This is a genomic window from Kitasatospora sp. NPDC058048 (genome assembly GCF_042885555.1).
Classification (GTDB): Bacteria; Actinomycetota; Actinomycetes; order Streptomycetales; family Streptomycetaceae; genus Kitasatospora; species Kitasatospora lactacystinica.
In genome coordinates this window covers 91,683-104,298 of sequence record NZ_JBHVRT010000025.1, presented here as the reverse complement: position 1 = coordinate 104,298, position 12,616 = coordinate 91,683, and the positions used below count along the sequence as shown (strand labels likewise).

10 protein-coding genes are annotated in these 12,616 nt (G+C 73.6%); 1 reads left to right on the top strand and 9 read right to left on the bottom strand.

Annotated elements, in window-relative coordinates; genetic code table 11:
- Positions 1 to 103: 103 nt before the first annotated feature.
- Positions 104 to 1,741, bottom strand: a complete 1,638-nt coding sequence (locus tag ACFVVA_RS25320) for an ABC-F family ATP-binding cassette domain-containing protein (protein ID WP_387692905.1) — start codon at positions 1,739 to 1,741, stop codon at positions 104 to 106.
- A 120-nt stretch (positions 1,742 to 1,861) separates the two neighbouring features.
- On the bottom strand, positions 1,862 to 3,061 hold the full coding sequence (locus tag ACFVVA_RS25315; RefSeq protein ID WP_387692903.1) for a trypsin-like serine peptidase: 1,200 nt from the start codon (positions 3,059 to 3,061) through the stop codon (positions 1,862 to 1,864).
- Between the two features lie 548 nt (positions 3,062 to 3,609).
- Here ACFVVA_RS25315 and ACFVVA_RS25310 point away from each other — a divergent pair.
- Positions 3,610 to 5,223 (top strand): ABC-F family ATP-binding cassette domain-containing protein, encoded by a 1,614-nt coding sequence (locus ACFVVA_RS25310; protein ID WP_387692901.1) that lies wholly within the window; start codon positions 3,610 to 3,612, stop codon positions 5,221 to 5,223.
- Between the two features lie 30 nt (positions 5,224 to 5,253).
- Here the strand turns inward: ACFVVA_RS25310 and ACFVVA_RS25305 are convergent, their stop codons facing one another.
- From ACFVVA_RS25305 to ACFVVA_RS25275, 7 genes are all read right to left on the bottom strand, one after another.
- Positions 5,254 to 6,735 carry a S41 family peptidase gene (locus tag ACFVVA_RS25305; RefSeq protein ID WP_387692898.1) on the bottom strand — a complete coding sequence of 494 codons (1,482 nt, stop codon included), beginning with the start codon at positions 6,733 to 6,735 and terminating at the stop codon, positions 5,254 to 5,256.
- 284 nt (positions 6,736 to 7,019) lie between these two features.
- Positions 7,020 to 7,670 (bottom strand): Pr6Pr family membrane protein, encoded by a 651-nt coding sequence (locus ACFVVA_RS25300; RefSeq protein ID WP_387692895.1) that lies wholly within the window; start codon positions 7,668 to 7,670, stop codon positions 7,020 to 7,022.
- Positions 7,671 to 7,807: 137 nt separating this feature from the next.
- Positions 7,808 to 8,527, bottom strand: coding sequence for a response regulator (locus ACFVVA_RS25295; RefSeq protein ID WP_387692970.1), 720 nt, complete (start codon positions 8,525 to 8,527; stop codon positions 7,808 to 7,810).
- A 44-nt stretch (positions 8,528 to 8,571) separates the two neighbouring features.
- The gene (locus tag ACFVVA_RS25290) at positions 8,572 to 9,840 is read right to left on the bottom strand and encodes a sensor histidine kinase (protein ID WP_387692893.1); all 1,269 of its coding nucleotides are present in this window, start codon (positions 9,838 to 9,840) and stop codon (positions 8,572 to 8,574) included.
- Complete coding sequence (locus ACFVVA_RS25285; RefSeq protein ID WP_387692891.1) at positions 9,837 to 10,814, bottom strand: hypothetical protein; 978 nt, start codon at positions 10,812 to 10,814, stop codon at positions 9,837 to 9,839. The genes ACFVVA_RS25290 and ACFVVA_RS25285 overlap by 4 nt, the downstream gene beginning before the upstream one ends.
- Positions 10,815 to 10,895: 81 nt before the next feature.
- Positions 10,896 to 11,447, bottom strand: coding sequence for a GNAT family N-acetyltransferase (locus tag ACFVVA_RS25280; RefSeq protein ID WP_387692889.1), 552 nt, complete (start codon positions 11,445 to 11,447; stop codon positions 10,896 to 10,898).
- A 94-nt stretch (positions 11,448 to 11,541) separates the two neighbouring features.
- Positions 11,542 to 12,606, bottom strand: a complete 1,065-nt coding sequence (locus ACFVVA_RS25275) for a hypothetical protein (RefSeq protein WP_387692888.1) — start codon at positions 12,604 to 12,606, stop codon at positions 11,542 to 11,544.
- Between the last annotated feature and the right edge of the window lie 10 nt (positions 12,607 to 12,616).

Sequence of the window (12,616 nt, the reverse complement as noted above, 5' to 3'; positions counted from 1 at the left end):
CGGCCCCTCCGGGAAGAGGTACAGACCGATAGGTATAGACCGGGAGGTGCAGACCGGGAGATGGAGACCGGGAGATGGAGACCGGTCGCCGGTCGGCGCCGGCTCAGAGCTCGTGCACCCGCCCGTCCCGGACCTCGATCCGGCGGTTCACCGACACCGTGTCCAGCATCCGCCGGTCGTGGGTGACCAGCAGCAGGGTGCCGGTGTACGAGCCGAGCGCGGACTCCAACTGCTCGATCGCCGGCAGGTCCAGGTGGTTGGTGGGCTCGTCCAGCACCAGCAGGTTGACCCCGCGGGCCTGCAGCAGCGCCAGCGCGGCCCGGGTGCGCTCGCCGGGGGAGAGGGTGGCGGCCTGACGCAGCACGTGCACCGCCTTGAGGCCGAACTTGGCCAGCAGGGTGCGCACGTCCTCCGGTGCGAGCTCCGGTACGGCGGCCGCGAAGGCCTCCAGCAGCGGCTCACCGCCCAGGAACAGGCCGCGCGCCTGGTCCACCTCGCCGACCACCACGCCGGAGCCCAGCGAGGCACTCCCGCCGTCCAGCTCCAGCCGGCCGAGCAGGGCGGCCAGCAGCGTGGACTTGCCCGCGCCGTTGGCGCCGGTGATGGCGACCCGGTCGGCCCAGTCGATCTGCAGGTCCACCGGGCCGAAGGCGAAGTCCCCGCGCCGCACGCTCGCGCCGCGCAGGGTGGCGACCACCGAGCCGGAGCGCGGCGCGGTGGCGATCTCCATCCGCAGCTCCCACTCCTTGCGGGGCTCGTCGACCACGTCCAGCCGCTCGATCATCCGCTGGGTCTGCCGGGCCTTGGCGGCCTGCTTCTCGGTGGACTCGGTGCGCATCGCGCGCCCGATCTTGTCGTTGTCGGAGGACTTGCGGCGGGCGTTGCGCACGCCGTTCTCCATCCAGCCGCGCTGCATCCGCGCCCGGGCCTCCAGCCCGGCCTTGGTGTCGGCGTACTCGTCGTACTCCTCGCGGGCGTGCCGACGGGCCACCGCCCGCTCCTCCAGGTACGCCTCGTAGCCGCCGCCGTACAGGTTGACCTGCTGCTGGTGCAGGTCCAGCTCCAGCACCTTGGTCACGGTGCGCGCCAGGAACTCGCGGTCGTGGCTGATCAGCACGGTGCCCGTGCGCAGGCCCTTGACGAAGGCCTCCAGGCGCTCCAGACCGTCCAGGTCGAGGTCGTTGGTGGGCTCGTCGAGCAGGAAGACGTCGTAGCGGGAGAGTAGCAGCGAGGCGAGGCCGGCCCGGGCGGCCTGGCCGCCGGACAGGGCGGTCATCGGCAGGTCCAGCGAGACCTTCAGCCCGAGCGAGTCGGCGACCTCCTCGGCGCGCTCCTCCAGGTCGGCGCCGCCGAGGTCCAGCCAGCGCTCCAGGCCGACGGCGTACGCGTCGTCGGCGCCCGCCCGGCCCTCGACCAGGCCCTCGGTGGCCTCGTCCAGCGCGGCCTGCGCGGCCGCCACACCGGTGCGGCGGGCCAGGAAGTCGCGCACCGACTCGCCCTCGCGCCGCTCCGGCTCCTGCGGCAGGTGGCCGACGTTGGCGCTCGCCGGGCTCAGCCGCAGCGAGCCGCCCTCCGGGGTGTCCAGGCCGGCCAGCAGCCGCAGCAGGGTCGACTTGCCGGCACCGTTCACGCCGACCAGACCGATCACGTCGCCGGGGGCGACGACCAGGTCCAGGCCGGAGAAGAGGGTGCGTTCGCCGTGGCCGGCGCTGAGGTCCTTGACTACGAGTGTCGCGCTCATGATGGGGCCGATTGTAGGAGGAGCGGCCCGCGCGACGGAAAAAGCGGGGGCCGCGGCTGTCCTGCCGCGGCCCCCGGATCACCCGGACTTGATCACCCGGACTTGATCACCGGGCCTTGATCACTTGGCCTTCTTCGAGAAGTACTCGAACATGTGCTGGGCCACGTCCTCCAGGTACGGACCGGCCTCGTAGGTGTTCGCGCCGTTGCCGATGGACGTGTCGCTGACCAGCGCCGGCTTGCCGTCCTTGGTCGCGTACCAGCCGCCGCCGCTGCTGCCGCCGGTCATGTTGCAGCCGATCAGCAGCATCGCCGGGCGGCTCGGGTCGCCGGTCTTCTTGGACGGCTTGCCGCCGTCGCAGTGCTCCAGCTCCACGCCGTCGAAGGGCTTGCCCTCGGGGAAGCCGTAGTTGCTGACGGCGCCGACCTGGTCACGCGGGGCGTTGAACCAGAGCGGGACGGAACCGCCGACGGTCTCCTCCAGCGACTTGCCGCCCGGGTTGGGGTTGGCGACCTTGATGATGCCGAAGTCGTACTGGCTCCACGGGCCGCCCTTCTCCGGGTCGGCCTCGCCGGCCCACTGCGGCGAGACCATGCCGGAGCTGGCGGTCCACTCGCCGTACGGCTCGGCGTCCTCCAGCTTGGCCTGCTTGTTGCCGTTGCTCAGCACGCCGTTGCTGTTGAAGGCCGGGGCGAAGGTGATGTCGGTGTAGTACTTGTTGCCCTTGCCGCCGTGCAGGCAGTGGCTGGCGGTCCACACGAGGTTGCTCTTGCCCGGGTTGGCCGGGTCGGAGACGACGGTGCCGGAGCACACGTAGTCCTCGTTGCCGTCCTTGAAGAAGATCTTGCCGTTGACGTGCATGTTCTTCGGGAACGGGTGCGCCACGGGCTTGGCCGGGACCACGGCGGGCAGCTGGTCCGCGCCGCCGCCCGGCTGGGCCGCGGTGGGCGCGCTGGTGGCCGACGCGGCGCCGGTGGGCTGCGCGGGCGGCTGGGTCGCCTCCGGGGCGGGCTGGGGCAGCGGCTTCGGCTTGGCCTCCAGCAGCTTCTGCAGGGTCCAGTAACCCTTGACCGCCGGGGTGATCACGTTCGCCTGGGCCCACTTGTCCCAGTCCTCCAGCTTCCAGGTCTTCAGCTCTTCGAGCGTCGGAAGCTTGATCGGAGCCGCGCCCGGGGTGCCGGCGGCGCTGGCCGCGACACTGGGAGCCGCGGTCACGGCCGGATCGGCGTTGTCGGGGCCGCACGCGGTGGCGACCACCATGGTCAGCGCGGCGACGGAGGCGCCCAGGACGGCACGGCCCGGCCGGGATATCGGTGACATGAGTTCAAATCCCCCTGTTGACTACCGCCATGCGACCCGTTCCCCGGGTGCGGCCCGCTTCGGCCGCCGGCATGGCAGGTGAGGAGTCTGCCATGCGGCCGGGGGACTCCTGACACCCGCCCCTGACCGGGGCGGGGCCGTCACCGGATCGGCACGGGATCGGCACCGGGCCCCCGCCGGCTCCCCGCCGGCTCCCCGTCGGGCCTCCGTCGGGCCTCCGTCGGGGGTGCGTGGGGGGGTGCATCCCCGCCGCGACCTCGGGGCCGGTAAATCGGTTGCGGGTGGCGTACGGGCTGCCTAACGTGGTCCGGGTCATCAGCCAGACAAGGAGAAGGCCGTTGCTCTACTGAGGTCCCGGGACACCGCCCCCGCCGCGCAGGCCCTGCTGCCGTTGCGCGGTGCGCGAGTGTGCGACCTCAGTCACGGCCCGTGGCGCCCTTCTGCGTGACGCCACCCCTTCGTTCTCCTCCGGCCGTCCCCGGTTCCGCACCCGCGGTGTCTCCCCGTGTTGCTCATCACCCCTTCGGCAACCACCCCGGGAGGCCTTTATGGCACACCAACCCACCACCACCGCCGTCCTCTGCACCGAGCTCTCGTTCGAGTGGCCCGACGGCAAGCCCGTCCTGGACGGCTTCCAGCTCGCCGTCGGCCCCGGCCGCACCGGCCTGATCGGTCTCAACGGCGCCGGCAAGTCCACCCTGATGCGGCTGATCGCCGGCGAGCTCACCCCCACCGGCGGCACCGTCCGGGTCGACGGCGAACTCGGCTACCTGCCACAGGGACTGACGCTCGACACGACGCTGCGGGTGGACGAGGCGCTCGGCATCCGCGGCGCCCGCGAGGCCCTGCACGCCATCGAGTCCGGCGACACCGACCAGCGCCACTTCGACGCGATCGGCGACGACTGGGACGTCGAGGAGCGCGCCCGCGCCACCCTCGACCGGCTCGGCCTCCACCGCCTCGGCCTCGACCGCACCACCGGCGAACTCTCCGGCGGCGAGGTGGTGCTGCTGCGGCTGGCCGCCCTGCTGATGGCCCGCCCCGACGTCCTGCTGCTCGACGAGCCCACCAACAACCTCGACCGGGCCGCCCGCGAGCGGCTCTACGAGACGGTGGCAGGCTGGAACGGCGTGATGCTGATCGTCAGCCACGACCGCGAACTGCTCCGGCACGTCGATCGGATCGCCGACCTGCGGGATGGCGAAGTCACCTGGTACGGCGGCGACTTCGACGACTACGAACGCACCCTCGCGGCCCAGCAGGAGACGGCCGAGCGGCTGCTGCGCAACGCCGAGGCCGACGTCCAGCGCCAGAAGCGGGACTTGGCCGAGGCCCGCGTCCGGCTGGATCGCAGCGCCGCGTACGGCAAGAAGCGCTCGGTCACCCGCAACGACCCGCACATCTTCGCCGGGATGCTCAAGCGCAAGGGCCAGGAGACGGCGGGCCGGCTCCAGGGCATGCACGCCGAGCGACTGGAGGAGGCCAGGGCGCGGCTCGGCGTGGCCGAGGAGGCGGTGCGGGACGACGCCGAGATCCGGATCGACCTGCCGCGCACCGCCGTCCCGGCCGGCCGCACCGTGCTCACCCTGGACAAGGTCCGGCTGCCCTACGGCACCACCGCCGACCTCGACCTGCGCGGGCCCGAGCGGATCGCCCTGGTCGGCCGCAACGGCGCCGGCAAATCCACCCTGCTGCGCACCATCGCGGGCGAACTCGCCCCGCTGGCGGGGGAGGTCATCACCCCGGTGCCGCTGCGGTACCTCCCGCAGCGGCTCGACCTGCTGGACGACGAGCGCTCGGTCGTGGAGAACGTCAAGCTGTTCGCCCCCGGCGCCGGGGACAACGCGGTCCGCGCCCGGCTCGCCCGCTTCCTGTTCCGCGGGGCCCGGGCAGACCAGCCCGCCGCCACCCTCTCGGGCGGCGAGCGCTTCCGCGCGACACTGGCCGCCCTGCTGCTGGCCGACCCGCCGCCGCAGCTGCTACTGCTCGACGAGCCGACCAACAACCTGGACCTCGCCAGCGTCCGCCAGCTCACCCAGGCGCTGGCCGCCTACCGGGGGGCGCTGATCGTGGCCAGCCACGACCTGCCGTTCCTGCGCGGCCTGGGGCTCACCCGGTGGCTGGAGCTGGACGGCGAACTGCGGGCGGTGAAGCCGATGTAGCGCCTGGCGTCGCTGCCGTGCCTGCCGTTGTTACTCCTGGGCGCCCTGGGCGTCCTGGTCGGCCCGGTCGGCCTGGGCGTCCTGCTGGCCCTGGGTGGTCTGCCGGCCCCGGGCGTCCTCGACGAGCATCCGGCGGGCCGTGCTCAGGGCCGAGTCCCTGAGCGCGGCCAGCTCGTCCGGGGTGAACACCGGGGTGCGGACGTTCGGCGGGATGCCCGGTCCGTCGAAGGTGCCGCCGTTCCGGGTGAGGTACTTCTCGTTCGGCAGGCCGACCATCAGGTCCGGCGAGAGCTTCTTGATCATCACGTCGGAGAAGACACCCTGGGTGTTCTCGCCGACCCGCAGCACCTTGGGGGAGCGGCCCATCATGGCCTGGGTGAAGGTCTCCGCCGCACTGGTGGAGATCGAGGAGGTGAGTACCGCCACCGGGCCGTTGAAGCGCGCGCCCGCCGACGGGCGCACGGTGACCGGCTCGGGCCGGGTGAACCTCGCCGGGTCGGCCGGGTCGTTGCGCGCCACCTTCCGGTAGGCGACGTAGGGGCGGTCGGTGAGCCGGGCGGCGATGTGCAGCCCGAGCGCGTCCGAGCCGCCGCCGTTCAGCCGCACGTCGACGACCAGTCCGGCCAAGCGGTCCGGGCCGGCCAGCAGGGCGTCCAGCGCACGATCGAGCTCGTCGAGCTGGCTCTGGTGGCCGCCCGCGGCGTACCTGCCGAAGCTGCTCACCCGGAAGTAGCCGATGCCGTCGGGGAGCCGGCCCACGCCGAGCCGACCGTTGGCGAAGAGCTGCTCCGGACCGGTGAGCCGGGCGGCCGAGGCCTGCCGGGCGCGGGCGGTCAGCTCCTCCGTCTCCTCGGTCGACCCGGGCCGCTGCCCGCCGAAGACCATCTCGGGGTGCCCGTCGACCACCCGGGCCAGTGCGGTGTGGGCGTCGCCGAGCGGGCGGAGCATGTCCACGAAGACGGCCTGCAACTGGTCGACGGTCGTTGTCGGGGTGATCGTGCGCCGCTTCTCGTCCCGGACGGCGTGCCAGTCGATGCCCTTGGCGGCGAAGAAGGGGTAGTTCTCCTCGAAGTTCTCCCAGAACCGGTCGAAGACCGCGAGCGGGTCGTTCGGAGCCGGCGTGGCGCACAGCGGCGGCAGGGCGTCCAGACGGTTGAGCGTCTTGCTGCCGACCCCGCCCTCCTCGCGCTCCACCGCCCGGTTCCGGCCCCGGGGGGTGAGCGTCATGGCGTTGTCGCCCATGCCGTAGCGGGTGGTGCCGTCCGGTCCGGGTGCCGCGGTCCGCGTCCCGGTGATCCACCCCGGCACGCAGCTGTGCGCCGTCACGTCGTAGGTGGTGAGCCGGTCCCCGGAGACCGCGACCAGCAGACCGTAGCCCTCCGTCCGCCAGACCCCGTCCAGCGGGTTCGCCCGCCCTTCCTGGGCCGCGGCCGCCCCCGGCGCCGCCAACCCCACCGCCGCCGCGAGCGCCACCGCCGCGGCCGCCGCCCTGCCCGTGCTCCTGCGTGTCATCTCCGGCCTCCGCCGAACCCCGGTCTCCCCCGCGGAACCCCTCCGCCACCGCTCCCGGCCGACGCTACGGCGGGCCCCACCGCCAGGGCGTCATCCGGCGAGCCGCACCCGCTTCCTCCTGCGGGCCCATCCGCTTCCTCCTCAGGGCTCATTCGGGGCCGGGAGGAATGGTCCCCGGTGGTCTCGACAGCGGACCGGTGCGCCGTCGGGCAGGAGTTCGCCGCGGCTGAACGTCTGCGCGGCTGAACGTCTGCGTGGTTGAAGGTTTCTGCGGCAGGCGGGCGTCAGGCCTGCGGCGCGGGCCGCAGCCGGCCCGCGATCCGGGTCCCGAGCCGGTCCAGTCCGACGACGAGGGCGGCGAGCACCACGAACTCGACGGTCAGCAGGGCGATCTGGCCCCAGACGTAGCCGTAGCCCTTGGTGGTCGGGTCGAAGAAGAAGTAGGGGTAGGGCATCGGGTAGTCGTCGAACAGCGCGTTGCGGGCGAGCACGATCGCCGCGTAGCCGAGCGGGAAGCCCAGCCAGAGCGGTATGTCCTTCCAGGCCGCGGCGTTGCGGGGCTTGAGCACCAGCCAGTCGGCGATCACCAGGACCGGCGTCACGTAGTGCAGGAAGAACGACGACCAGTGCGCCAGCCTGTCCGGCCCGCTCACCAGCCCGGGCAGCGGGTTGGCGCCGTGTTCGAGCAGGATGTGCGAGACCAGCCCGGTGATCAGGATGTACAGCGTGGCGGCGCCGCGCAGCCGGGGCGCGGGCGCGTCCACCGTGCCGCGCTTGAGCATCCAGTACACCGCGCCGATGAAGTAGCCGAACACGATCACGTTGCTCTGCACGGTGAAGTAGACCAGCGGCGCGGTTCCGAGGATCAGGCCGAGGCCCGCCGAGAGCACGATGCCCATGCGCCACCACAGCGCGGGCCGGGTCCGGACAGTCATGCGGCCACCAGTTCGTTCCAGGCGATACGGGAGGTATCGGAGGTTTTCGGGGGAAAACCGCACTCTACTCGCTGGTGACGATCGGGTGGAATCCACGTTCGATTCGCGCGGCGCCGAGAAAGCCGTTTGAGCGGGTGTCAGCCCGGCAGCACGAAGCCCGACTCGTACGCGGCGATGACCGCCTGGGTGCGGTCCCGGGCGCCCAGTTTGGCCAGCACGCTGCCGACGTGCGTCTTCACCGTCTCCGGGCTCACCACCAGTTGCCGCGCGATCTCGCCGTTGCTGAGCCCGGTGGCCATCAGTCGCAGCACCTGGCTCTCCCGCTCGGTCAGCCGCCGGATCGGCCCCCGGCCCGCCCGGTCCGCCCGCTCGGCCTCCCGGCGCCGGTCCGCTCCGTGGCGCAGCGCGAGTTCGCGGACGGCCGCCGGGAACAGCAGTGAGTCGCCGCGCGCGACCAGCCGCACCGCCTGCACCATCTCCTCCGCCCGGGCCCGCTTCAGGAGGAACCCGGTGGCGCCCGCGCGCAGCGCGTCGTACACGTGGTCGTCGTGCTCGAAGGTGGTGACGACCAGGATGCGCGGCGGCGCGGCCATCCCGTTGACGAGCTGTTCGGTGGCCCGGATGCCGTCGATGCCGGGCATCCGGACGTCCATCAGCACCACGTCGGGGCGCAGTTCACGCACCAGCGGGACGACCTCGGCGCCGTCGGCGGCCTCGCCGACCACGGTGAGGCCCGGTTCGCTGTCGATCACCACCCGCAGGCCCAGGCGGACCAGCCGTTCGTCGTCCGCGATCACCACCCGGATGCTGTCCGCGGCCCGGCCCACGCCTGCGTCCGCGCCTTCGTGCTCGTTCATGCCTGCGTGCTCGTTCATGCCTGCGTCCGCGCCTTCGTGCTCGTTCATGTCGTCCCTCCCACCGGCAGCCAGACGGCCAGCCGCCACGTCGTTCCGTCCTCACCGGGCCCCGCCGTGCTGCCGCCGTGCAGGGCCGCCGCCCGTTCCGCGATCCCGCGCAGTCCGCGTCCGCCACCGGGGCGGCTCGGCCGGGCGGCGCCGAGCGGGTTGGTCAGCTCGATCTCCAGCCGGTCGCCGGCCAGCCCGACCCGGAGCCCGGCCGGCGCGGGCCCGGCGTGCCGCAGCACATTGGTCAGGCCCTCCTGCACGATCCGGTACGCCTCGCGGGAGACCGCCCCGGGCAGGCCGCCCAGCCCGGGCGCCAGCTCGGCGTCCACCGCGACCCCGGCCCGGCCGAGCTGGCGCAGCAGGTCGTCGAGCCCGGCGAGGGTGGGCCCGGACGGCTCGGCGGCCTCCGGGTCCTCCTCGCGCAACAGCCCGAGGACGGCGTCGAGTTCGGCGACGGCGCCCCGGGCGGTCTCCTCGATCGCCGCGAGCGCCTCGGCGGCGAAGTCCGGGTTGCTGCGCAGCACCCGGGCGGCGGCCGAGGCCTGGATGCCGACGGCGCTGAGCGCGTGCCCGACCGAGTCGTGCAGCTCGCGGGCCAGCCGGTTGCGCTGGGCGAGCACGGTGGCCCGGCGCTCGGCCGCGGCCACCCGCTCCTCGGGGGTCGGGCCGAGCAGGGCGGGCGCCCAGCGGGCGAGCAGCGCGCCGCAGACGGCGTTGGTGCCGACGATCAGCAGCAGCACGCCGAGGCCGAGGGCCGGGCCGGTGGCCAGCCAGCCGGGGAAGTGCTGCTCACACATCCGGACGAACTCCTCGGTCCCCGCGAAGCCGAGCACCAGGACCACCGCGAACGGGGTGCCGGCCAGCGTCATCCCGGAGACCACCCCGCCGAACAGGACGTGCAGCACGTACCAGAGCGCGGTGCGCCGGCGGGCGGTCCAGGAGCGGGCCGGTCCGGTGGCGAGGTTCTCCGGCCGGGCCACCGCGCACAGCGCCCGCGCGGCCGCGCCCTCCAGGCCCCGCACCGTCGGCACCAGCGCGGTGACCGCGGCCATCGGCAGCGAGGTGAGCAACGACAGGACGTACAGCAGCAGTTGGCGGGCGGGCGACTGGCTCGGTTCGAGCGCCCCGTACAGCACCACCGACAGCATCCAGTACGGCATCAGCAGCGCGCCGCCCAGCACCAGGTGCACCCAGCGCAGGCGGGCCCGACGCCCCAGCGCGGCCCCCGCCGCACGCCGCAACCGGCGGCCCACCCCCGTGATCACCCGCGCGACTCTACGGCAGCGGCGCGCCGGCGGGCGCCCCATTCGGTCAACGCCATCGCCCCGACCGCCAGGACCAGCACCGAGGCCACCACCTGGGCGCTCTGCACCAGAGGTGTCAGCCCTGGCACGGCCGTCCGCAGCTCGGTCACCCGGGTCGTCGTCACCCCGAAGGCCACCAACTGCCAGCCGCCCCAGCCGAACAGCGAGCCGGCCGCCGTCCACACCACCAGCAGCGGCCCGAGCACCCGGCGCCCCGGCCGGATCCGGAAGACCAGGACCAGCAGCGCCGCCGCCGCGGCCACCGCCATCACCGCGGCCACCCCGTCCATCACCGCCACGCCCCGGCTCCGGGCCTCGGCCATGTCCCGCGGAAGTCCGGCGGTGCCCCCGAGCGCCCAGTAGGAGCGGACCGCCGCGACGCCCGCGGCGAGCAGCGCGGCGACGCAGGCGAGGACGCGCTGCACGGTCAGGGTGGGGGAGTCGGGCAGGTCGCCGATCCGCTCCCGCAGCAGCCCGGCCCAGCGCTGCCGGGCGTACAGGGCGAAGGCGGTGAGCAGGGCGAGGCCCTGGACGGCGAAGCCGCCGTACACGACGAGGAAGACCCAGTCGCCGATGCCCTTGTCGTCCGGGCCGCCGCGCTCCGGCCCGAGCACCAGGACGCTCAGCAGGTACAGCGGCAGCGCGATCAGGATCGTGCCCAGCAGCCCGGTCGCCACCCACATCGGGAACGCCACCAGTCCGGCCGGCGCCCGCCGCCCCCACGGCCGGGCGAACGCCAGCGCCAACGCCACGGCGATCGCGTCCATGCCGAAGGTCAGCAGGTTCACCAGCCACAGCCGGTCCATCTCACCGGGCGAGTCCGACCCCACCGGGTGCCCGGTCAGCCACAGCAGCTTCAGCGTCAGGTACGGCCCGGTCGCCGCCACCGCCGTCCACGCCGCCCCGGTCCGCACCACGTGCTCGTTGATCCTCATGCCCCCACCGTCCCGCCGGGCCCCGCCCCGGGGCCTCCGCCCACGGTGCGATCCCGCTCCCCCCGGCGGGGGATCCCGGGCTCAGGCCGGTGCGAGGGCCGGGGCCATCCGGTGGATCACCCGGTCCTCCTCGTCGGTGCGCCCGTCCGGGTCGGCGACCAGCCCGAGCCGCTCGGCGAGCCGGCGCGAGGGCAGGTTGTCCGCGTGGATCAGGGCGATCACCGGGATGCCGGGGTGGCGCGGCAGCCCCTCGGCCATCGCCGCCCGGGCCGCCTCCGCCGCGTACCCCTTGCCCCAGGCGGACGGCCGGAACCGGTAGTAGAGGTTGAACACCCGCTCCCCGTCCAGGGTGTGCAGGAAGAGCCCGGCGAACCCGATCACCACCCCCGGGTCCTCCCGGGTGGCGACGGCGCAGTACCCCACCCCGTCCCGCACCCAGTCGGCGACGAACCCGTCCAGCATCTCCCGCGCCTCGGCGATGTCCCGCTGCGGCCCGTTCGGGTTGTACCGGTTGGTCTCCGGATCCCCGTGGATCGCGAACATCACCTCCACGTCCCCCTCCTGGGGCTGCGTCAGCACCAGCCGCTCGGAGACGGCGACGATCGTGCGGGTGGTCGGGTCGGTGGTGGTCATGGCGCTTCCCCGTGTCTCGCGTAATAGGTACATCGGAAGCTAAGCCATTACCCGGGCGCCCGTCCGCCCATTTTCCGCCCGCAGGAGGCGGCCGCTACAGGATCGGCTCGCAGCCGATCGCCTTGCCGCCGGCGGTGAGGAACTGCCGCACCAGGTCCTTCTGGTCGGGGAAGAGGAACGGCTTTTCGAGGCCCGAGGTGATCCCACCGGTGACGGTGAAGAAGACGTCCTTGCCCTGGCACGTGGTGACGAGCGTGCCGTCTGCCACCCACTGGGCCCGACCCACACCGGGAGCCGTGCTCTCCTTCCAGGCCAGGGCGGTGGTCCGCGGCTCGGTCGTGATCGCGAATTCCTGCACCCGGCTGTCGTACCGCGGGTCCCCGCCGATCCGGCACGACCAGATCGGGGCGGTGGCGGTGGTGACCTGCTGCGGCATGCGCCACTGGGCCTCGGGGTTCCTGGCGGGTGCGAACCCGGGCAGGCCGCAGAGGTTGGCCCAGTCCGGGTCCGTCTCGGCACCCTTCTCCGACAGGGTCGTCGGTGCCGGGAGTGCCCCGTTGCCGCACCCGCGCGCCTTGGCGAGGCCATTGGCGAAGGCCGCGGCCAGCCGGGCCCTGGCCTCGTCGTGGCCCTGCACGTCGGCGCGCACCTCGGCGCGCACGCCCTTGTCGCACCCCTCGGGGAGCACCGCCCACGCGCCGTCGGGCGTCACCGAGCCGACCGAGCCGCCGGAGAACAGCCGGGCGTCCGAGGCGGCCAGCGCGCCCGGCCCGTCCTTGGCATTGCGGACGGGGGTGAACCGCACGGTCTTCTCGGAGGTCCCGAACAAGCCGGAACGGACCGTCGCGGTGCAACTGTTCCCGGTGGATTCCTCCGTGGCCGAGAAACCTCTCCGGTGCTCGCCGATCCGCCCGGAGCCCAGGAGGTCGTGCAACTGGTCCGCCGTGGCGGCCCCGTCGCACACGCTGTCCGGCCCGCCGACGTTCGTCAGCCGGTACACCGCGAACCCCGCCGCCCCCACCGGGACGAGCGAGAGCGCCACCACCACGGCGGCCGCCCGCAACCGCAGGCCCCGCGTGGTGAACCCCCGCCGGTCGAGCGCCGCGCCGACGTGCCCCTGAGGGGTTCCGGAACCGCCGGAAGGAGCATCGTTCCTCATGGCTTCCACC